General features: G+C 41.5%; 13 protein-coding genes and 1 tRNA gene. 8 read left to right on the plus strand and 6 right to left on the minus strand.

Annotation, left to right across the window (positions count from 1 at the left end):
- Positions 1-17 precede the first annotated feature (17 nt).
- From gpJ to HLV59_RS05800, 6 genes are all read left to right on the plus strand, one after another.
- Entirely contained in the window at positions 18-12,395 is a 12,378-nt protein-coding gene (gene gpJ / locus HLV59_RS05775) for a TipJ family phage tail tip protein (protein ID WP_171429522.1), read from the plus strand.
- A complete protein-coding gene (locus HLV59_RS05780; RefSeq protein WP_171429523.1) occupies positions 12,386-12,850 on the plus strand; it encodes a hypothetical protein in 465 nt (154 codons plus the stop codon). Before gpJ ends, HLV59_RS05780 begins: the two co-directional genes overlap by 10 nt.
- 2 nt (positions 12,851-12,852) lie before the next feature.
- Complete coding sequence (locus tag HLV59_RS05785) at positions 12,853-13,581, plus strand: hypothetical protein (protein WP_171429524.1); 729 nt, start codon at positions 12,853-12,855, stop codon at positions 13,579-13,581.
- Between the two features lie 122 nt (positions 13,582-13,703).
- Complete coding sequence (locus tag HLV59_RS05790; RefSeq protein WP_171429525.1) at positions 13,704-13,988, plus strand: phage holin; 285 nt, start codon at positions 13,704-13,706, stop codon at positions 13,986-13,988.
- 37 nt (positions 13,989-14,025) lie between these two features.
- The gene (locus HLV59_RS05795; protein ID WP_228721992.1) at positions 14,026-14,199 is read left to right on the plus strand and encodes a hypothetical protein; all 174 of its coding nucleotides are present in this window, start codon (positions 14,026-14,028) and stop codon (positions 14,197-14,199) included.
- Positions 14,200-14,254: 55 nt separating this feature from the next.
- Complete coding sequence (locus HLV59_RS05800) at positions 14,255-14,803, plus strand: glycoside hydrolase family 108 protein (RefSeq protein WP_171429526.1); 549 nt, start codon at positions 14,255-14,257, stop codon at positions 14,801-14,803.
- 91 nt (positions 14,804-14,894) lie between these two features.
- Here the strand turns inward: HLV59_RS05800 and HLV59_RS05805 are convergent.
- The 3 genes from HLV59_RS05805 to HLV59_RS05815 form a co-directional block, all read right to left on the minus strand.
- A tRNA-Arg gene (locus HLV59_RS05805) sits at positions 14,895-14,971 on the minus strand.
- A gap of 103 nt (positions 14,972-15,074) precedes the next feature.
- Positions 15,075-15,698, minus strand: a complete 624-nt coding sequence (locus HLV59_RS05810) for a hypothetical protein (RefSeq protein WP_171429527.1) — start codon at positions 15,696-15,698, stop codon at positions 15,075-15,077.
- Between the two features lie 144 nt (positions 15,699-15,842).
- A complete protein-coding gene (locus HLV59_RS05815; protein ID WP_031948925.1) occupies positions 15,843-16,529 on the minus strand; it encodes a putative quorum-sensing-regulated virulence factor in 687 nt (228 codons plus the stop codon).
- Between the two features lie 249 nt (positions 16,530-16,778).
- On the opposite strand from HLV59_RS05815, the gene HLV59_RS05820 reads away from it, so the two are divergent.
- Complete coding sequence (locus HLV59_RS05820) at positions 16,779-18,008, plus strand: alpha/beta hydrolase (protein WP_171429528.1); 1,230 nt, start codon at positions 16,779-16,781, stop codon at positions 18,006-18,008.
- 29 nt (positions 18,009-18,037) lie between these two features.
- Here HLV59_RS05820 and HLV59_RS05825 read toward each other — a convergent pair whose 3' ends face one another.
- Positions 18,038-18,193, minus strand: coding sequence for a hypothetical protein (locus tag HLV59_RS05825; protein ID WP_171429529.1), 156 nt, complete (start codon positions 18,191-18,193; stop codon positions 18,038-18,040).
- A 60-nt stretch (positions 18,194-18,253) separates the two neighbouring features.
- Between HLV59_RS05825 and glyA the strand changes: the two genes are divergently transcribed.
- Entirely contained in the window at positions 18,254-19,507 is a 1,254-nt protein-coding gene (gene glyA, locus HLV59_RS05830) for a serine hydroxymethyltransferase (protein WP_061875729.1), read from the plus strand.
- Between the two features lie 62 nt (positions 19,508-19,569).
- Here glyA and HLV59_RS05835 read toward each other — a convergent pair whose 3' ends face one another.
- A complete protein-coding gene (locus tag HLV59_RS05835; protein ID WP_171429530.1) occupies positions 19,570-21,045 on the minus strand; it encodes an efflux transporter outer membrane subunit in 1,476 nt (491 codons plus the stop codon).
- 12 nt (positions 21,046-21,057) lie between these two features.
- Positions 21,058-24,237 carry a multidrug efflux RND transporter permease subunit AdeG gene (gene adeG, locus HLV59_RS05840; RefSeq protein WP_171429531.1) on the minus strand — a complete coding sequence of 1,060 codons (3,180 nt, stop codon included), beginning with the start codon at positions 24,235-24,237 and terminating at the stop codon, positions 21,058-21,060.
- Between the last annotated feature and the right edge of the window lie 5 nt (positions 24,238-24,242).

A 24,242-nucleotide genomic window follows, 5' to 3' on the forward strand; every position in this document is an offset into this window, starting at 1 on the left:
TATGCGTGAGATTTATTATGTCAATTGTAAAAGGTTCAAAAAAAGGAAGCGGACAAGCGCGACAACCAAATATCGCTCCTGATTCTGCACAGTCAAAAACTCGCATAAATATTCTATATGGCCTTGCTGAGGGGGAGATTGAAGGATTAGCAAACGGTAATAAGTCTATCTTGCTTGAAAATACTCCCCTTGAAGATAACAATGGCAAATTAAATTTTGAAAGTGTAAAAGTTGATTTTCGTTCAGGAACAAATGACCAAGACTATATTGAAGGTTTTCCTGCTGTTGAGAGCGAAACTGCAGTTGATGTTGAATTAAAAGCAGGCACTCCATGGGTTAAGTCCTTTAAAAATTTAGATTTAGATGCTTTACGTATTCGACTTAAATGGGGGCCTTTACGAACTCAAGATGCTACGAGTGGAGATGTTTCAGGAGTAACCATTGAGTACGCAGTAGAGTTACAAACTGATGGTGGGCCTTGGACTGAAGTTTTAAAAACAAAAATCTCTGATAAAACTTCCGCAAATTATGAACGTGCTCATCGGATTAATTTACCAAAAGCTGATTCAGATTGGCTTATTCGTGTGCGCCGTATTACACCAAACTCAACCTCTGAGTATGTCAGTGACAAAATGTATATTGAGGCTGTTACTGAAATTATTGATGCAAAATTACGCTATCCGAATACAGCACTATTAGGTCTGCAATATGATGCAGAGACCTTTAACAATGTTGCTAAAATTGCAGTTGAATGTAAGGGTACAAAAATTAAACTCCCTTCCAACTATAATCCGGTTTCTAGAACATATGCTGGAATGTGGGATGGTACATTTATTAGTGCATATTCAAATAACCCAGCTTGGGTTTATTACGATATTTGTACCTCAGATCGATATGGTTTAGGTGATCGACTTACACCATTTATGATTGATAAATGGTCTTTATACCGTCTTGGTCAATATTGTGATGAATCTGTAAATGATGGCCAAGGAGGACAAGAGCCACGTTTTACTTGTAATGTATATTTGCAAAGAGCAGAAGAAGCTTATGAAATTCTAAAAAAATTAGCTGGAGTTTTTAGAGCAATTTCTTATTGGGATGGAAACAGTATTATCTGTGATGCAGATATTCCACAAGATACATATTTTACGTATACCCGCGCGAACGTGATTGGAGAATTTGAATATTCAGGTACACGTGCTCGTGATCGCCACAATGTTGTAAAAGTCGCATTTGATAATCCAGCAAATCATTATAAAACTGAATATGAATATGTTCGAGATGAGCAGGCAATTTCAGACTCTGGTCAAGTACGCATTTTAGATTTAAATGCGTGGGGGTGTACTTCACGTGGACAAGCACAACGTGCTGGTTTGTGGGCTTTAAAGTCTGAACAGTCTGAAACAAGAACTGTAACTTTTAAAGTTGGTCTAGATGGATGGATTCCACAACCTGGTCGAGTTATTGAAATTGCAGATGAATTGTTTGCAGGACGTGCTAATGGCGGACGTGTATCTACAATTTCTGAAGATAGAGTTAATCTAACAATTGATCGCGATGACGTTGTAGCTAAGCCAGGCGATCGTTTGGTTGTTAATGGTGAAAACGGAAAAGCTCAAACTAGAATTATTCAATCTATAAATGGTCGTGTAATTACAGTCACTTTACCATTCGATTTAGGTTCAATTGCTGCGGAAAATATTTGGGTAATCGATGCTCAAGATTTAGCAACAATGAAATTTAGGGTTATTTCAATTCGTCAGGAAGAGAAAAACAAATTTACGATTAATGCTATTCAATATAACTCTAAGAAATTTGATGAAATAGATAGTGGGGCCTATTTTGAAGAAGTACCAATTTCAGTTATTAATCCAACTATTCAGGATCCCGTAAGTGATATTTTAATTACAAGTGAAAATAAAGTTAATCAAGGTATTAATATTACAACAATGATTTTGTCTTGGAAACAGGCAAAAGGTGCTGTTAAATATTTTGTTGAATGGCGTAAAGACAATGGTTCTTGGCTTCGTTTACCGCTCACAGGAAATAACTCTTTAGAAGTGCAGGGGGTTTATTCAGGAAATTATCAAGCACGAGTTACTGCAATTTCAGCATTTGAAGTTTCTTCATTACCGGTTTACTCATCAATTACTGAATTAATAGGTAAAAAGGGTTTACCTCCTAAACTGGAATTTATCCGTGCTACTGGTATTTTGTTTGGTATGCAGTTGGATTGGAGTTTTCCTAATGTAGGGGCTCAAGATGCAGCATATGTTGAAATTCGCGTTTCTCCGGATGGTGTAAGTAATATCGCGCCATTAGGTCAGTTCGCTTATCCAACTAATACTCATAAAGTTCAAGGCTTACAGCCAAATCTAATTCAATATTATAGTGGTCGAATTGTAGATAAAATTGGTAATGTTGGAGCATGGTCGGAATGGGTTAATGGAACAACTATTGCTAACCCTGAAGCTGTATTAGATCTTATCTCTGGACATATTGCTGAAAGTGATCTTGCCCAAGAGCTTCAAGGTAAAATCGAAAATACGGTCAATGTAGCAGAAGCAGCAGAGCAAGCGGCTACTAATGCACAAACTGCGGCAAATAGCGCTCAAACGGCAGCAAGTAACGCTCAGACAGCAGCCACAGAGGCAAAAACAGCAGCTACCAATGCTCAAACAGCAGCAAGCACTGCACAAACACAAGCGACAAATGCTCAACAGGTTGCTAATGAAGCAAGCGCAACAGCGGCCAATGCCAAGAATGCTGCCGAGCAAGCAGCAAGCACAGCTTTAACCGCCAGCAATGTAGCGACAAATGCCAAAAATGCTGCTGATACAGCAAAATCTATGGCTGAAAGCGCAACAACGGCTGCTGCCAATGCAAATACTGCTGCAACTAATGCACAAACAACCGCTACCAACGCGCAAAAAACGGCAACCGATGCAGCAACGGCTGCATCAAAAGTGGCTTCCGATTTAACTACCTCTACAAATCAGTTAAATCAAAAGATTGCAGACGAAACAAGTACTCGTACAACTGCAATTTCTCAAATGAAAGACGGCCTCACTACTGAAACGACACAACGTAAGTCAGAAGATGCGGCGCTGTTAAGTAATATCGAGACTTATAAATCAAGCACCAATAACTCGTTAGCTAGTTTGCAAACGCAAATTACCACTAACGCCACTAATACAAGCGCAAATACCTCAAAAATTAGTTCGCTTGATTCTCGTTTAACGACCAATGAAGGCAAAACGGCAGATGCCATCACTTCGGCTGCAACGGCTCAACAAACTGCTAATACAGCAGTTACAAATGCAGCAGCAGCGGCTTCGGCTGTAACTTCCCTAAAATCAGAATTGAGCACTGGCAAAGGTATTAACAATATCGTTGCGCCTTATTCTGATCCACAAGAGCTATCTGCAAATATTCTTGGTGCTTCCAGAACAGTCGCATTAGTGAATTCATTAATGCGCGTAAAAGGCAAAGCTTACGATGTCACATTTACGGCAGCAGCGGGAAATATCTATTTTGGCTCCGCTTCAACGAGCACTGTAAATACAACGGCAGCAGGATCAATTACTGGCGGTAAGGGCTATATGCTTAGCGCTTATTTCAAAAATCTTGATGTGGCAAAGCAAGCGGACGTTTACATTTCTTTGCTTTGGTTTAGACGCGCGGCGGACGGTACTGTCTCAACGGCTCAGGCTACTCTGCAAAATCAAGCAACTGGCAATTTAAGAGTTACGCCAACAAATGACGGCGGAACGATTTCTTTTAAAGCGGTAACTGCGCCTGCTGACGCTTTTGCATTTAGTTTTATTTGTACAGGAAACGGTACGTACAACGTTGTAGGCTCACGTATTCTCATTGATATGTTGATGCTAGAAGAGTACATCGGCGATGACAAACCCGCTTCAACTTGGACAGCAGGACCAGCAGATTTAGGCGCTATTAAATCAGCCCTTGATGCTAATGCTTCTGCCATCAGTACCTTAACAACACGCGTAACAAACGATGAAGGAGTTATTACAAGTCAGGGTAATTCAATTACTCAGCTAAATAACAGCATCACTACAATCAATGGCACCCTGACTAATAAAGCCGATGGCACTGCTTTAAACGCGTTGACAAATCGCGTATCCAATGCAGAGGGAGTAATCACTAGCCAAGGCAATTCGATTACACAATTGAATAACAGCGTTAACTCAATTAATGGAACGCTTTCAGACAAAGCAGACGCTACAGCTTTAAATTCCTTAACGAACCGTGTTACGACGGCGGAAGGACAAATCACAGCTCAAGGCTCGGCCATTGTCTCGATTAAAAATGATTTGGTCGCAACAAATAACGCCCTTTCTACAAAAGCCGATTCAAGCGCTTTAAATACTCTTGATTCAAAAGTCACTAGCATTGATGGAAGAGTAACAAGTAATGCGGGCGCGATTACTTCGCTTAAGTCGGAACTTAGTGCAGGCAAAGGGTCTAACCTTCTTATTGCTCCTTTCTCTGACCCTCAAGTTGTGCCATATACAGCAACTAAGTCAGGTGTTGAAGTTAGCTTAGCTGACTCGACGTTAAGAACAGGAAAAGCTTATAACTTTAAAAACCTAACTGCCAATATCAGCAACTACGTTTACATCGGTAACTATAGCGATGGGAGACAAGCCCCTGTAGCGGTACGCGGTGGAACTAAATTGTTATTTAGCTTCTACGCAAAAGCAGATGTGGCTGGGTTTATTGGTCGTTTTGCATTGCGCGTATTTAACCAAAGTGGTGCAAGTGTTCAAGTTGTCACTTTGTTATGGACGTCAACTCAAACGCAGAACGTTTCATTCACGACTGACTTAGTTAAATATACTTTATACCTATCTTCCCCAATTCATGCGGATGGGGTAACTGCTTCGATTCTGCTGTATACGGGCGGCGCTTCATCTGCCGCGTTGACGCCTGCTGGCGCGATCTTAACTATGGATAAGTTAATGATCGAAGAGTACGTGGGAGACAATAAGGATGGATCACCATGGGTAGCGGGTTCGGCCGACCTTAATGGCATTTACGCATCATTAGATGCAAGCGCAACAGCAGTTAGCAACCTAACTACACGCGTTACCAATGCAGAAGGCACCCTTACAAGCCAAGGTAATTCAATTACCTCATTGCGTAATGATCTAACCACCACAAACAGCAACGTTTCTAAAAAAGCTGATGCATCCGCACTAACGTCTCTTGATACAAAAGTAACTAGCATTGATGGTCGCGTTACAACCAACACCAATGTTGTTACTGCTCTTCAAGGGCGCGTTACAACTGTAGAAGGCGGGCTTTCAACCAAAGCAGATGCATCTGCATTAAACAACTTCTACACAAAAACAGAAGCGGATTCAGCAACTTCTGGCGCTATCGACGCTTTCAATAGCCAATTGACCATTGGTGGCGTAAACGCCGTTGCAAATTCAGAAGCACCACGTACATCAACGGCAGCATCGAATAAGGAATACTTGCTATACGAACGTAGTGCGGAACTAAAAGCGTTCTACGATGAGAACCTTGATAAGCCAGTAACGATTTCGTTTGAAATGAGCGTGCCTATTGCAGGGGCAGTTCAAGTTTACTCTTCCAACGGCTCAGCTCACCACTTCGTAACTTCGGTTGTTGCTGTAATTCCGAATCAATTCATTAAGTATTCGGTAACTGTCAACCCTCGAACAAACACAGCAAGCACGACTGTTTCCACTATTGAATTTTACGGCACATATGGCACTGGCCGTATTCCAACGATTCGTAAATTGCAAATCGAGGCGGGCAATAAGGCGACGGCTTGGAGTCCAAGTCCGCGTGACACTCAGGCTGCGCTTGATGCAAACGCTTCTGCAATTCAAACCACTCAAACGAAAGTTGACAATATTGATGGGCGTTTAACAACAGCCACAGAATCGATTACTTCTTTAAGTTCTCGCATGGCTACTGCCGAAGGAAATATTACAAGCACAAATGGAGCTGTTAGTGGTCTTTCAACACGCATGGCAACTGCGGAAGGCAAAATCACAAATCAGAGTGATTCAATTACATCGCTTCAAAATAGCGTTAACTCAATTAACGGAACGCTTGCGAACAAAGCTGATTCCAGTGCGGTTACGAATTTAACCAGTCGTGTTTCGACTGCTGAAGGGAATATCACAAGTCAGGGTAATTCAATTACTTCGTTGAATAACTCATTGGCTGTGAGCGGAAAGGGCGGAACGAACCTTCTCATCAAATCCAATGTAGTTGGCACTTACAATGGCGTGGCTTATCCGCACCATGTATATCAGCTAGGCGAAGACTGGGAAGTGGGTGCCAAATATACTTTATTGTGGTGCGCGGATCATACCCGTGGGGCTGGCGACAATAGCTCTTACCTAGCGGTGTACGCGGGTGGAGGTAATCAGTACGTACAAGAGGTCGCTAATTCAAACGGCAAAGTGGTACGCAAAATTACTTTTACAAAAAGTAGTTCTGGCGTTGGCAAAGTAATCAACTTCTACATGATCAACCGTCCAACTGCCGATAAAAATACAGTAGGTACAATCTATTGGGCTGTTTTGGTCAAAGGCGATGTAATCACTACGGATGCATGGATTCCAAGCTCTTACGATTACTTGCCGGATGTTACCGCCAATGCTTCTGCTATCTCGAATTTAACGAATACTGTTACGCAACAGGGCAATACGATTACTTCTCATAGTAATTCTATTACTTCGCTAAATAACAGCATCACAAGTATTAACGGCTCTCTTGCCAATAAAGCTGAATCTAGCGCTCTACAGTCACTAGATTCTAAAGTTACGACGATTGATGGAAAAGTTACATCTAACACATCGGCGCTTACAGCTTTACAAAGCAGCTTTGATGGATTGCCAAACCAAGGTGTAAACCTTCTTGGTCCTGAAATTTCAAACCCTGTCGAAAAGCCAACTAATTGGGTATCAGGTTTGCCTTATGAGGTTGTTTCGTCAACTGATACAGTTAACGTTCGAGTATTCCAGTTCACAATGCCCGCAGCAAGCGGCAGTGGAATGTACTTCAATATTGGCGGTGGGCAAGTGCCTCGCCAATGGTTAACTGAAGGCAAATACATCTTTAGTTTTGTTGCTAAAACAGTTGATGGTACGCCACCTCACCCGATTGACTGGTTGATGTACAACGTAAGCGCCACTCGTCTACGTTTCAACATTACAGCAACACTAACCCGCTATAGCGGAGTCTTTACGGTGCCTGCTGGCGGTGCTGCTGCTTGTATGTTGTTAATCGGCAACCCTACTGCGAAGGCTGCTGGTCAAGTTGTCGTTATTGAAAGAATGATGCTTGAGAGACAAGTTGGCAGCAACACAACACCTTCAACTTGGATTGCGGGTTCTGACCCAAGTGGAATGATTATTTCGACGCAAGCCAAAGCGACGGATTTATTCAACACAGCCACTAACCAAAACAGCGCTACTGCGGGACGTGTAACAAGTCTTGAAAGTCGAATGACTTCAACAGAAGGAGCTTTATCAACTAAAGCTGATGCGTCAGCACTTCAAACCCTTGATACCAAAGTTACGAATGTGGATGGCAAAGTAACATCAAATACCAATGCCATCACGTCACTTAACTCTGCTTTAACGAATGCAACATCCACAATTAGCATGAATGCTGGAAGTCCACTCGCTGATTGGACAACTTATGCAGCTACAGGCGAGTTCAATGTTATTGCGGAAGCAACAGGACAAAGCGGTAAAGTAATTCAGCTCGGTAACAATGCTGGCAACGATACTATTTGGTTGCATGCAAATAATTTGATCCCGTTTGATCAAACCAAAACCTACCGTATCCGTGCTCGTTATCGCCGTCGTGCTGGCAGTGGCACAATTTACCTAGGCATTGCACAAAAAACCTCTGATAAGGCTTGGTATGTAACTACTGGCAATACCCAAGCGGCCAACATGGCTTCATCCAACTATGTTGTAAATGCCCATGCGCCTGTGATTGATGAATGGCAAGAGATTGTCGGGTACTACAAAGGGCGTTCAGCAGGCGCTGCGACTGGTTCAGGTTCATTAGCAAGCCCTCGCACGGCATCGCAAATGACAGGCTTTATTTCGCCTTTGTTTATTGCTAACTATCAAAATCAAGCGGGTATCGTTGAGCTTGATTATTTAATTCTTGAAGATGCGGAAGCCATTGCTGGTAACCAAGCGAATGCAACTGCTTTAAATACTTTGGATACCAAAGTGACAGAAGTAGATGGGCGTTTGGCTACAGCGACAAATTCAATTACATCGCTTGGCTCGCGCATGAGTACGGCCGAAGGAAATATTTCAGCAGCGAATACTGCGTTAAGCGGTCTTTCAACCAGAATGACGGCGGCTGAAGGTGGGTTGACCAATCAAAGTAACTCAATCACTTCGCTAACCAACTCGATTAACTCATTTGACAGTGATTCGTTAATTCCGGATTACAACTTAGCGAACCCTGAAAAGTGGATTAGCCATTATGGCTATGACATGAAGCAATACTTCAAAACCACCACAACGGGGAAAGTTGGGAATACTGTATTCCGTAAAGATACATCGGTTCCAGTGAACTGCTTTAACTACAGTTTAAGTGCAGTTCCAAATGATCGCACCTACCGCATTTCATTCTGGGTACGTTGTTCTTCTGACTCGAATGGCTCACTTAGCATTCCTGTAATGTATGGATATGCAGATGGTTTATGGACTACTTCGCGATATACGGCTTTAGGCATTCCTGCGGCTATGATGCCTACAAAGGATGGTAATTGGTATTTCGTATCTGTTATTTGCAATTTAACGTCCAATACAACTATTCAGCAAATGCGTTTTGGTATTGCACCGGGGCATACAGGCACTGCCGGATGGTGGGAAGTTCAAGGCTATAAAGTTTCACCAGTTTTAACGACTGCGGATGCTGATAGTAGTTTTGCAACCTCTGCGGCACTTAGCTCTTTAACATCTACAGTCAGCCAACAAGGCAGCACTATTACAAGTCAAAGTACTGACATTACCAACTTGAAAAACAGTGTTACCTCAATCAACGGAACGCTTACTAACAAAGCGGATGCATCCGCAGTCAATACTCTTTCTAACCGAGTAACGGCAGCAGAAGGAAACATCACAAGCCAAGGCAACTCCATTACAAGCTTGAATAACACACTTGCGAATAATGATTTGTCGAATCTTATTCTTAATCCAGACTTTATCGACCCGAAAAGTGGTTGGACCGCAGGTGTAATTGTTGATGCAACAGATGCAGCACCTAATCCACCATCTCCAAAGGCATTGAAGCTTACCAATCGCGACAGTTACTACGGACCATTCGTAAAATGTAATGTTGGTGACATGTTCTATGTCTCAGGTTGGTTTGCTACTCCTAATACGTCTGCAACTGCTACAGCAGTTATTGGGTTAAATACTCGTAATGCTTCGGCAGTAAATGGTTGGTATACGGTTGCAGCGAAATCTACAGACAAAACCACTTGGACGATGGTTGAAGGTTATTTCACTATTCCTGCTGGCGCAGTAGAAGTGCGCCCTTGGTTACAAGTAAGCATTGCAGCAGCAGATGCAGCGGCTCAATTGTGGCACGTAACTAATATCCAAGTTCGTAACATCACAGGCAATAAAAAATTAGCTAGTGATTTGCAAGCAACTTCATCTGCATTAAGTACGCTTGATTCTAAAGTTACCAATATTGATGGTCGTGTTACTTCTTCATCTAACAATATTGTTACTTTAAACAATAGCGTTACCAACATTAATACCGCGCTTTCACAGAAAGCAGATGCATCGGCTATAAGCTCATTATCAAATCGAGTGACAACAGCAGAAGGTAATATTAGCTCTCAAGGTAGCTCGATCACTTCTTTGACTAATAACCTAGCGGTGACTACTAATACAGCGAACGCTGCATTGCCTAAAATTCAGGGCGGCACTGGTGCAGCTAAGTTATTTAGAGGAGTGTTGGTTTTCCAGCAAAACGGCGCAAATGTCGTCGGTAACATCGTAATTCAGACGCCAATTACCTTTACAAGTAAGATGTTTAGATTGGCGCTTACTGGTTACAACTATTTGGCTGGCAAGACCGATATTAATTTGAATATCGGAGGTTATGCTTATACCGGCACTTCCATTATTCAACACGGGGTAGTGAACTCAGGTACGCTACCAACTCGTGTGCGTTTAGGTGTTCGTAACGGTACAGTAGTAGTCATCTTAACTTCTCAAGCGCCAAACGCTTACTGGCAGTATCCTAATTTTAATATTGATGCGGAAATCGGTTATACAACTCCGCCAGATGATTGGATTAATGGTTGGTCAGCAAGTTTAGTTGCAGAAGCCGACCTTGCATCTAGTGGTATTTCAGCAATTGTAGAGCCGTCATTGTTAGATGTTTCTACAGAGATTACTGCCAATGCTTCGGCTATCTCTAATCTGACAAATACAGTTACGCAGCAAGGCGGCACTATTACTTCGCATAGCAATAGTATTACTTCGCTAAACAACAGTATTACAAGTATCAACGGGGCTTTAAACACCAAAGCGAGCACTTCTGCCGTTACTGATCTTGATAGTCGTGTAACAACTGCTGAAGGCAAAATCACGGCAAATACATCATCAATCACTAGCTTAACTGCGAATCTAAAAAATGTAGCCAATGGCATCACCATGTCTGCATCGCTTGATGTAGATCCTGATAGCGAGTGGATTTACTGGACAAAGAATGGTGAAGTTGCGAGAGCTGACGATACTTCTGCACTTGGAGGCAAGGTTTACCGTTTCGGTAACAACGCAGGTAACGATCACGTAAACGCGAGATCAAAAGCAAAACTACCATTTGATCAAACTAAAACTTATCGTATCCGCGCGCGTTATCGTCGTCTTAGTGGAACTGGAACAGTTTATTGTGCAGTTTGTTGTTTGGCGCTTGACGGCATTTCACACGTAAACTCAAGCAATACTGTGTCTACGGACTTTGGTTCTTCAAACTACTTTGTGATCAATCAAAGCCCTACAAACAACGTATGGCAAGAAGTGACAGTATACGTCAAAGGGCGTTCAACAGGAGCGGCGACAGGAAGTTGGACATTAGCAGCTCCTCGCCAGATGCCAAATGCAACTGCATTTTTGAGCGTCCAATTCCTTGCTAACTACTCGAACGCAGCAGGCATGACAGAGCTTGATTACATCATCATTGAAGATGCCGATGCGATTGCCGCCAACGATGCCACAGCTAATGCTTTATCGTCACTTGATACGCGAGTAACTACAGCAGAAGGAAAGATTACTTCACAAGGTAGCTCAATTACTTCCCTTAACAACAGCATTACAACCATTAATGGCACTTTATCAACGAAGGCGGATAGTTCGGCGCTTACAAACTTAGCCAACCGAGTAACTGTAACCGAGAACTCAATTACCACTCAGGGTTCTAGCATTACCTCGCTCAATGCATCTGTGAGCGGCTTATTGAAAGATGTTGAAGTAACCGACACTCGCTCAACTAACCAACCGCCATCATGGTATTGGACAAATTACCCTAAACGTATCGTTCGTGAGTTCAAACAGGCTTCAACAATCGGTCTAACTGGAATGGGCACTTATGTCTCATTAGAGACTTACGTTTATTACGGCGACGCTACTGGCGGCCCAATCATTCAAATTGCACGTGGTACTGATTCTAAGCTTACCGCGGAACGCCGTAGTGCTAGTGCTTCAACTTGGGGCACATGGTCACAAGACATCAAAACTTTGAGTGACGGACTTGCCAACAAAGCAGAAGCGTCAGCCTTATCAACTTTGGATGCCAAAGTAACTACGATCGATGGAAAGGTTTCAACTCAAGCCACAAGCATCACAAACCTAACAACCACTGTAGGTGGACACACAGCCTCAATTCAATCTCAACAGGAATCAATTGATGGCTTGAAAGCAAGAGCAACTTTGAAATTGCAGTCAGGTAACTTAGTCGGTGGCGTTGGCATTGAGAATGACAGTAAGACTGTCGATTTCATTATTCAAGCAAACAGATTTGCAATCGGCGCGCCGTCTACTGTCACTGGGACCGTAACCCCTAAATATGCGTTTAGTTATCAGTCTACTCCGATGACATTACCAAATGGCACAGTTATTCCTGCCGGTTTGTATTTAGACAACGCATCCATTGGCTATATCAATGCAAATAAGATCAATGCGGATAGCTTGAGTGCAATTAGTGCAACGCTTGGAACCCTTACTACCTATAGGGACCCTGCAAATCCTAATGGTGCTCGAATGGTTCTTACAGGTAGTTTATTAGAAGTGTACGACGACAATAACGTTATGCGAGTTAGGTTAGGACTATGGGATTAATTATTGGTTTAATTATAGTTGGAATACTATTTGTAAGTTGGTTTGTGCTTCGTATGAAGCGCAAGTCAAAGGAGGCAAAAGTGGCGCAGGGTTTACAGGTATTTAATGAAAACGCTGAACTGATTTTAGATGTTACAGATACCCTAGGAAAAATTATGGGGTATATCGATGTAGATAGAAAGGAAAGGGTGACAGACGAATACGTAATTCAGGACCCTAAATTTTTAGGGGGTACTCCTTTTATTTTTAGTAATGAAAATTCTTTCTGTGGTTTTCAGACATGGACAACTCGTGAATACAATAACGGGTATACTGACAGTGGGGGTAGGGCCACTTTCAGATGGAATAAATATTTTATTTGGATCAGTAAAATTGAAGGGGATACGATAACCATCTCTGTTACAGGGTATGGTTGGGATGATTCTAAGATTCGTGTTTATTATGGGATTTATTAATTATGCCTGCCGGAATATTAGTTAAAACACTTAATGGTGATTTACAGATTGATGGGGAATCCTCTGCAATTACCTTATATAAGAAGACTTCATATACTACAGATAAATTAGAGTATGTATGTGGTTCTTCTAAATCTTTAATTGCTGTACGTCTAGATGACTATAAAAATAACCGATTAAGATTCGATTTAGTTGATAACTTACCTATAGGTGATATTCGTAAATATTCTATTGAATGTATGTCTACAAACCATTGGCCTACAATTGGTACATTCACTGTTTATGAGTTCATGTCTGTAGGTGAATTCCCTGCAGATGTAGATCTATTTAAATACGGTTTAGAAATTTACGATGCTAATAGTAAAGTTATTTTTAATTCTAACTACCCTACAATTAAACCAGTAGCCTATATTCAAAGGGCTAACGGGTCTCCGCATAACTTACCTTTACGTCATCCAGCAGAAACGTATTCTGCGCCTTTAAGGGGTGGTGCTACAGGTAAGAAATTAGCTATTGTAGTTAATCAACTTGGTTACCAAGCTAAAGAATGGTACAACGGTCGGCAGTCTTTAAACTATGCTATTGCAGGTTTTTATATAGATGAAGTTGCAGGTACATTAAATTTAGATTACAGATGGATTAGTGTTGCTAGTACATCAGGCACTACCCAAACAGCATCAGTTGGTGATCCTTTCTCTGCAGGTATGGCTATTGATGTTACTAATTTTTAGCATTGGTGAGATAAAAGTAAGACACCTTAATTGGAAATATTAAGCAACTCCTAATTTACAGTTTTTTATTACAGCACCCTTCAGGGTGTTTTTTTATGCCCATGATCTGGAGGAAGGCATGCATGAACGGTCACACAAATAATGTGTTTGAGGCAGCAGCAAGTACTGCTGCAGCTACAACAACGAAATTCACTTACGGTTATGCACTAGGGGGTAGCTTGGTCGGAGTAGTCGGAAAAATTGACTGGGCTGTAGCCTTTTCAATTCTGCTTGGGGTAGCAACCTACTTAACAAATCTCTACTTTAAGCGCCGTGATGAAAAACGTTCAGAAGAGATTCATGAATTGCGTAAAAAACAGTATGAGCAAGCCAAATTAGGCATCAAAGAGGATAAAGATGAAAAGTGAAAATACTCGGACATATTTAGCGTACATGGTTATTGCAATGTCATTCCTCTGTGTTCTTGGGTTGTTCTTTATTGAATATCCAGACAAAAACCGTGATCTATTAAACGTATCACTAGGGACGTTACTTGGTTTATCTAGTGCTGTGATTGCCTTCTATTTTGGATCTAACAATAAACAAAAAAAGGAAGCTGAAGATTCAAATCAACAGTAATGATTCAAATTTACGTGCTACCTCTGAGTAGTTTTCAACTCTAAAGGAAAGTGGAATGAATATTGAAAAATATCTAGATGAGTTAATTAAGCGCGAAGGCGGCTATGTAAATAATCCAGCGGATCGGGGAGGGGCAACAAAGTACGGAATTACTGAAGCAGTTGCTCGAGCAAACGGATTCAAAGGTAATATGCGAGATTTGCCTATTGAAATTGCAAAGTCTATTTATAAAAAACAATACTGGACAGCTCCACGCTTTGATCAAGTAAATTTAATTTCTCCTATAGTAGCTGAAGAACTTTTAGATACAGGTGTTAATTGCGGCATAGGATTTGCAAAACCTCTTTTACAGCGTGCCTTAAATTTGCTGAATAACCAAGGCAAGGCAGGTTGGTCAGATCTTGTATTGGATGGAATTTATGGTTTAGCTACGTTGGGTGCTTTAAAAATCTATTTGGCTAAACGTGGGAAAGATGGTGAAAAAGTTCTAGTGCGTGTACTAAATATCATGCAAGGCCAACGGTACATCGAAATCTGTGAGCGTAATCCAAGCCAAGAACAATTTTTTTATGGCTGGATTGCTCATAGAATCTCATTTAACTAACAAAAAATTTAACTAAATACGGTACAAATAAAGATTTTTATTCTTAAATTTTGATTTTATTCATTTAAGTTATTAATTGTATAAAATAATTTGGCGCGCTCGGCGGGGATCGAACCCACGACCCCAGGCTTCGGAAACCTGTACTCTATCCAACTGAGCTACGAGCGCACATGTGTGGGCCACATCATAGGAAAAAAACACCAATAGGTAAAGCAGGAAATAGGTAACAAGTGAGTTTAATGCTTAATTAAACAGCAGCTTGTTGTTTTTTTTAGATGCGCTGTTGGATAAGTTGAATTGAATAATTAATAGAATGAAGCGTATGTGCTAGCTCATGAGGTGGAATACGTGACTCCTGTAAGTGGGTAATCCATTGCATTTGGCACATCTTAAGCTCTTGAAGCGTTTTTATTTGCTCTATTTTTTGAATAAGTGGTTTTGCCATAAGTCCACAGTACTGATTCAAATTTTGCTTCATCAGCTGTTGTATTTCTTCAAAAGAAAGTTGTTGAACAGGAATTTGTGGCTGACTATTTTCAATATTTGTAGATTGCAAAGATTGGGGAACCTGAATTTCACCAACTATATCGTCGTTTTTATGATCATCTGTAGGTTTTTTCTGATGTGCTTCTACAGTAGTTATAGGTCTTTCTGGAAAAGATATTTGTTCATTTAATTCTGAATGGTTTACGTTTGAAGGAGCAATAAGTTTTAAGTCGATAAGCTGTTGAATAAGTTCTGGAGACGCAATACGTTTTTTAAATTCGCTATTTAAATTTTGAAAATCTTCATGGTCTATTAATAGTAGTAAACGTCTTTGTTTTGCATTTAACGCAATGTTACGTTGTTGAAGCGCGACTCTTCCCAAATTGGTTCGATAAAAACCAGCCATCATTTTTCCCCAAATAAAAAATAAATCAGACTGTTCAATCTTCTCAGTTGAACAGTACTGTTTTTAATAAAATATAAATGGGGTTAACGATAAAACTCAAAAATGACAATATGATGAAGAATTTATGAATATCATTTATTTAAGTCTTTAAAATGCGCCTTCTAACGCTTTACGTAAATAGACATCTAGTTCGTCTTGACGTAGAAGCCATTGAATATAGTCTTTAGGAAGTTCAGCAATTGCCGTACCTTTGTGCTTTCCAAAGTTAATAGTTGTGGGGATACGTGCTTCTTCAGAAACTCGGTAAAGCTCTTCAATGTCTTGAATATTTAAATGATAGACAATATGCATCAAAATATTAGCAGTCAAAATAATATCCGCGTCGGCACGGTGTGCACCTTTGAGTAATTCTCTAGCTTTACCGCTGCCTTGAGAAATCATATAGATGAGTGCAGAAATATTATGTGCTTCTGCATCAGGCCAAGTTTTACGCGCTAAAGCTAGAGTACAAATCGGTTTGATATTCGATACATCCACACCACAACGCGCAATCGCGGCAATATCATAATCAATATTGTGACCAATAATATAAGTTGTAGTTTCTGGTAATTTAAAGGTTTTATAGTGGGGCTGGTTTTCTAAATCTGACTCTAATATATGGTGTACTGCCATAGCAGCGTAAGAGATAGGGGTTCCGACTTGATACAATTGATCAAACAATTTGCTTTTATCTAAGGTGAGTTTACCTGCATTAATCTCAATCGGGGCATACGCAATTTCAATTGGCAAACCATTTAGTGTATGTGTTTCTGTATCTAAAATAATGGTTTGCATAACTGGCCCTTTAAACAATCACGAGTAATTGTGAATGTTAACAGTTGACTACCTACTTTAAAACATGAAGTGAAGCTATAAAGTAGCGATAACGTCAATTTATATTAAAAATAGAGTTTTCAGAGATTAATTTCATCCAATAGAACTTGCGGAAAATAAAGATTAGGCGTAAATCTTTTTAAGACATTAGGAAATGTTGATTAAAAAACTAAAGCAAAACAAAAATGGAATTTAAGGGAAGATATACCAATGAAAATGAACCTATTAATGACGAGCGTTCTCAGTACGAGTTTATTTTTAGTCGCTTGTGGAGGAGGGAGTAGTGATGACAGTTCAGCCATTGTCGACCCATCAGGTACTCCAACCAATAATATTCAAAACCCGGTTGTTAAAGTTGAGGCTTACACAAGTACCAACTTGGGAAGTGTGGCAGCAGAAAGTAGTATTTTGACTTATAAAATGTTGGGTCAAAGTGGCCAAGAAGTACAGGCAACCAGTTTGGTATTTACGCCAAATACACCGCCACCAGCAGGCGGTTGGCCAATTGTAGTCTGGGCGCATGGCACTACTGGTGTGGCAGATGCTTGTGCACCAAGTAAAGCAGCTTTAGCAGATAGTACAAAAGATTTAATGAGTAAATTACTAGCAGCAGGTTATGTAGTTGTAGCACCTGACTATGAGGGTTTAGGTACATCAGGTATACATCCTTTTTTAAATGTTAAAAGTGAGGCTTTTTCAATTACAGATGCGGTCGTTGCAACACGCAATTATTTATTACAGCGTAACTTATTAACTTCGAAAAAATGGGTCACTGTAGGGCATTCGCAAGGTGGGCATGCTGCATTAGGTGCTGCACAATATGCGAGCCGTGCACAACTAGACTATAAAGGTACAGTAGCGGTAGCACCTGCTTCTAATTTAGGAAGTATTCTTTTAAATGGAGAATTAAAAGCTGCAAGTGCATCAGTATATGAAAAAAAGGCAATCTATGCGCAGCTTGATGCATTTACAGCCCTTGTTGTAGCAGGAATTCGTAATACCCATCCAGACTTTAATTATCTTCAAGTATTTACTGAATCTACTGCAAGGATTGCACAAGATGCTGAAGGTTTTTGTTATGAACCTTTACTCGCGGATTTTAGCTCTACTATGCAAGTTTATATTGCAACTCATGGGGAAACATTAGATGGTTATATGCGTACACAACCTAATTTTATGGCTGTGCCGCTAGTTAAGACGTTTTTGGAAAAAGATTCTCAACCTTTACAGACCAAAGTCACTACACCAATCATTATTTATCAAGGGATAGCAGATTCGACAGTACCTAAATTGGCAACTGATCTATTGATATCTAATGCCACTGTCGTAGGCACTAAAATTAATAGCTATGTGACGGGTAACTGGGATCATGGCACGGTGATGAGCAGTAATGTGGATAACATCGTTGGAAATGTTCAGACTTTGCTGTCAGCTCAATAGAGTTATTGATATCTAATACTTTTTTAATATTAGAGAGAGCTAAAATTAATGGTAGAGAAATTTAAAATATAAGCTTTAAACAAGCTTTTTATTTGATTTATAAACAATGGCTCATTTTTTATAAAACTTGAGCCATTTTTATTTAAAACTGAGCTAACTTCATTCTGTTTAATTATAAAGTTCATGCTACAATATGCCGCAATCTTAGCACGGCTTAAAAGCCCTAATTTATAGGACCCCCGCTAATGTTTGCCAATATTTCCATTTCTGAATTTGATCCAGAATTAGCTCAAGCAATTGCTTCTGAAGGTGAGCGTCAAGAAGCACATATCGAGTTAATTGCATCTGAAAACTATTGCTCTCCTGCTGTGATGGAAGCGCAAGGATCAAAACTTACGAACAAATATGCAGAAGGTTATCCAGGCAAACGCTATTATGGCGGTTGCGAGTATGTGGATATCATCGAGCAAATGGCGATTGATCGTGCTAAAGAACTTTTTGGTGCAGATTACGCAAACGTTCAACCACACGCTGGTTCACAAGCTAACTCTGCTGTTTATTTAGCACTTCTTAACCCAGGCGATACCGTTTTAGGTATGAGCTTGGCTCACGGTGGTCACTTGACTCACGGTGCAAAAGTAAGCTTCTCTGGTAAAACTTATAATGCGGTTCAATACGGTCTAAACGCTGAAACTGGCGAGATCGATTACGAAGAAGTTGAACGTTTAGCGTTAGAGCACAAGCCACGTATGATCGTTGCTGGTTTCTCTGCTTACAGCCGTGTTGTAGATTGGCAACGTTTCCGTGACATCGCGGACAAAGTTGGCGCTTACCTTTTTGTTGATATGGCTCACGTTGCAGGTCTTGTTGCTGCTGGCGTATATCCAAACCCAGTTCAAATTGCTGACGTAACGACAACTACGACTCATAAAACACTTCGTGGTCCACGTTCTGGTTTAATCCTTGCGAAAGCGAATGAAGAAATCGAGAAAAAACTTCAATCAGCTGTATTCCCTGGTAACCAAGGCGGTCCATTAATGCATGCGATTGCTGCTAAAGCAATCTGCTTCAAAGAAGCAATGTCTGATGAGTTCAAAGCTTACCAACAACAAGTTGTGAAAAATGCTCAAGCAATGGCTGAAGTATTCATCGCTCGTGGTTATGATGTTGTTTCTGGTGGTACAGAAAACCACTTATTCTTATTATCTTTAATCAAGCAAGATGTAACTGGTAAAGATGCAGATGCTTGGTTAGGTGCTGCTCACATTACTGTGAACAAAAACTCAGTTCCAAATGACCCGCGTTCTCCATTCGTGACTTCTGGTATCCGTATCGGTACTCCAGCAGTAACAACTCGTGGTTTTGGTGAAGCTGAAGTTCGTGAACTTGCTGGTTGGATCGCTGACGTGATTGACAGCAAAGGTGACGAAAAAGTTATTGCTGACGTAAAAGCAAAAGTTGAAGCTGTTTGTGCAAAATTCCCTGTATATGCACAATAAGTTGTAGATATAAAAAAAGCGCCGTATGGCGCTTTTTTTATATTAGGTTAATTATATGACAATTAACTTTTAGATTTTACCGATGACTCGGCACCATGCCATCCACCACCTAATGCGCGGATTAAATCTACACTCGCCATCATTCTACTGCCGTTAAGCTGTGCGGAAAGTTGCTCTTGTTGCAAAATTGTCCGGTCAGAGTCAATCACATCAAGATAGCTAATCGCACCTTCTTTATAGCGTAGATGAGAAAGCTGGTTTGCATGACGAGAAGAGGAGAGCGCTTGATTTTGAGCCTGAATTTGCTGATCGAGAATTCTTTGATCAGATAAACCATTTTCAACTTCGCGAAATGCATTCAGTACAGTTTGGCGATAGTTTGCGACGCTTTCTTCATAGGCAGCTCGTGCTTGCGCAACGCCAGCCTTCCGTTGTCCGCCATCAAATAATGGCAAAGATAAAATAGTGCCTGCGACCGGACCAAGTAAAAATGTACGGCTCGACCATTTACCTAAATCACCTAAAGTTGATGATTCATAACCGAGTGCACCTGTTAGGTCCAGTTTAGGGAAGAAGGCAGCACGCGCAATTCCAATACGCGCATTATCTGCTGCCATAGCACGTTCAGCCGCAGCAATGTCCGGTCGTCTTTCAAGTAAAGCCGACGGTAAACCCGCTGGGAGACGGAGGCTGTTTGCAGTTAAAGGCTGAACTGCCAAGCTAAAATCAGCAGGTGTTTTGCCCAATAATACTGCAAGTGCGTGTTCAGCATTGGCTCTGTTACGAGCAATATTCAATGCGCTCGTTTGTGCTGTAGCAAGTTCGGTCTGGGCACGAGAAACATCTAATTCACTGACTAAACCATTTCTAAACCGTGTTTGAACGAGATCTCGTGTTTCACCAAGTAGCTTAATGGTGCGATTATAAATTGCTTGTTCAGCATCAAGCTGACGAATGAGAAAGTAACCTTGCGCAACATCTGCTTGTAAGGCTAAAAGTGCTGACTGATATAGGGCTTCTTGTTGTTGTACATTAGCTGTTGCTGCATTGACACTACTGGCGATACGGCCAAATAAATCGAGCTCATATGAAACATTCGCTTGAGCACGCCATAAGGTTTGTGCAGATGTATGAGCATTTTCATCTAAACCGAGTGAAGCTGGGGATGGCTTTTGACGAGTTGGGCCAAAGCCAGCACCAATACTAGGCAAGCGTTCAGCTTGTGCTGCTGAACGTATTGCACGTGAAGCCTGAATATTAGCTGCCGCCGCTTTAAGGGACTGGTTTCCGGAAATGGCTTGTTGTTCAAGCTCATTCAATTGAGCATCATTAAAAACACGCCACCATTCACCTCGAACCTGCTGATCAGCAGGTTGGGCAATTTTCCAGTTATTGTCCTCAAGTTGAGGATCGGACTCTTTAAATTTGACTGGAACAATCACCTTTGCAGGTTGATATTCCGGAGCCAAAGAGCAGCCTGCAAGGAGCAGGCTTCCCATGAGTGAGGACAATAATAAGCTTTGTTTTGCTGTAGCCATCAAATATCCTCCTTAATGATCATGTGGGGTAGATAAAGGTGCTTCATGAACGGCTGCCGAATGCAATTTATGTTTACTGTTCAGGGTACGAATCAGCACATAAAAGGCAGGAGTCAGGAATAAACCAAACAGTGTTACACCAATCATGCCGAAGAACACGGCAATACCCATGGCATGACGCATTTCAGAACCTGCACCTGTTGAGGTAACCAGTGGTACGACCCCCATAATGAATGCAATAGAAGTCATTAGAATTGGACGTAAACGTAGTCGACTTGCTTCAACAGCTGCTTTAAAGGCAGTTGCACCTTGCATTTCAAGTTCCCGCGCAAATTCAACAATCAAAATGGCATTTTTACAGGCCAGTCCGACCAGTACCATCAGACCAATTTGAGTAAAGATGTTGTTATCTCCACCTGTCAGCCAAACACCCGTCAGAGCCGCCAAGATTCCCATTGGTACAATTAAAATTACAGCTAAAGGCAAAGTTAGACTTTCATATTGAGCGGCTAAAACTAAGAACACGAGCAATACACTAATTGGAAATACCCAGAGCCCTGCATTACCGGCCAAGATTTTTTGGTAAGTTAAATCTGTCCATTCAAACTTGATGCCACGCGGTAAAGTCTGTGTGGCAATACGTTCAACCGCAGCTTCTGCTTGGCTAGATGAATAACCCGGTGCAGGGCCGCCGTTAATATCTGCTGAGGTATAGCCGTTATAACGCACGACCATTTCTGGACCATAAGTTTGAGTTACATTTACCAGTGAAGATAACGGCACCATTTGTCCGGCACTGTTGCGGGTTTTTAGTTGCAAAATATCTTCAGGGTTTGCACGGAAAGGAGCATCGGCTTGAGCACGAACCTGATAAACACGACCAAAGCGGTTAAAGTCGTTGACGTACTGAGAACCTAAATAAATCTGCATAGTGTTGAAAACATCTGTCACAGCAACACCTTGCTGTTTAGCTTTTACACGGTCCAGATCCACGTTCAGTTGAGGTACGTTAATTTGATAACTTGAGAACATTGGACCAAGCTCAGGAGCTGATTGAGCTGCTTTCATAAAGTTTTGTGCAGCATCATTCAACGCTGAATAGCCTAAGGCACCTCGGTCTTCAAGTTGGAGTTTAAAGCCGCCCATCGTACCTAAGCCCATCACGGGTGGCGGTGGGAAAACTGCAATATAGGCATCTTGAATGGCTGAATATTTCTGATTGAGTGCACCTGCAATTACATTGGCAGATAGGTCTTTCGCCTTGCGTTCATCGAATGGCTTTAAGGTTACAAAGACAATACCGGCGCTTGAGCTGTTGGTAAAACCGTTAATTGAGAGGCCAGGGAAGGCAACAGCACTTTCTACACCAGGTTGTTTAAGAGCTGTATCACTCATTTTACGAATGACAGCTTCGGTACGATCTAATGAAGCGCCGTTTGGTAGTTGAGCAAAGCTAATCAAATATTGCTTGTCCTGTGCAGGAACGAAACCACCCGGAACAATATAAGAAATACCAACGGTTAAGCCTAAAAGTGCTGCATAGACACCCATTGCTGATGCTTTATGGGAAATAACACGACTCACACCTTTACCATAGTTATCTGACGCACGGGTAAATACACGGTTAAACAGAGCAAAGAAACGTCCGAATACACGGTTCATAATGCGTGTTAATGCATCAGGTTTAGCGTCATGTCCTTTAAGTAACATGGCTGCTAGAGCAGGAGATAGAGTAAGCGAGTTAAATGCCGAAATGACTGTTGAAATGGCAATGGTCATGGCAAATTGTTTATAAAATTGCCCTGTTAAGCCTGTCATAAAAGCAAGTGGAACGAACACGGCAACGAGCGTTAAAGCAATCGCAATAATCGGCCCACTCACTTCTCGCATGGCACGATAAGTTGCATCTCTTGGGCTTAAGCCAGCTTCAATATTCCTCTCGACATTTTCGACGACGACAATGGCGTCATCGACCACAATTCCGATGGCAAGTACCATCCCGAACAGTGACAGTGCATTGATGGAATAACCAAAAGCAAGCATGAGTGCAAATGTACCAATAATTGAAACCGGTACGGCAAGCAATGGAATGATTGAGGCACGCCATGTTTGTAAGAATAAAATAACAACCACAACAACCAGTGCAATTGCTTCAAGTAAGGTATGAACGACCGCTTTAATACTGGCACGTACGAACTGAGTCGGGTCATACACAATGTCGTATTTAATTGAAGATGGAAAATCTTTTGAAAGCTCCTTCATCGTGCTACGCACTTGATCGGAAACTTGCAAAGCATTAGCACCCGGTGCTTGGAAAATTGGAATCGCGACTGCTTGTTTATTATCAAGCAATGAACGCAAACCATATTGTGAGGCTGCAAGTTCAACACGAGCCACATCACCCAATCGTGTGACCGCGCCATCTGGTGCAGTTTTTAAAATAATATCGGCAAATTCTTGCTCGGTGGTTAAACGACCTTGAGCATTGACCGAAAGCTGTAAAGGTGAATTACTTGGTGATGCACCAATGGTACCCGCTGCTACTTGAATGTTTTGTTCACGGATTGCTGTCACAATTTCAGTTGCTGTAAGGTTACGCTGTGCCACTTTTTGTGGGTCGAGCCACACACGCATCGCGTAGTCACCAGAACCAAATAAACCAACTTCACCAACCCCTTGTAAACGTGCTAAACGGTCTTTCACGTTCAATACTGCATAGTTACGTAAGTAGGTCATGTCATAGCGACTATCTGGTGAGGTCAGATGCACAACCATGGTTAAAGTCGGTGAGCTTTTTAATGTGGTGACACCTAAACGTTGCACATCTTCAGGCAAACGAGGTAAGGCCTGAGACACACGGTTTTGAACCAATTGTTGCGCTTTGTCTGGGTCAATGCCGAGCTTAAAGTTCACCGTAATGGTGAGGTTACCGTCGCTGTTTGCTTGAGATTGCATATACAGCATGTCTTCGACGCCGTTGATTGATTCTTCAAGCGGAGAGGCAACGGTTTCAGCAATCACTTTCGGGTTTGCACCCGGATATTGAGCACGAACCACCACAGACGGAGGAACAACTTCCGGATATTCAGAAATCGGTAACTGGAATACCGAAAGCAGACCGGCGAGTAAAATCAATACTGATAACACACCAGCAAAGATCGGCCGATCAATAAAAAATTTAGAGATATTCATATGTG

Origin of the sequence: Acinetobacter lactucae, from assembly GCF_013122135.1 — a bacterium.
GTDB lineage: Bacteria > Pseudomonadota > Gammaproteobacteria > Pseudomonadales > Moraxellaceae > Acinetobacter > Acinetobacter lactucae.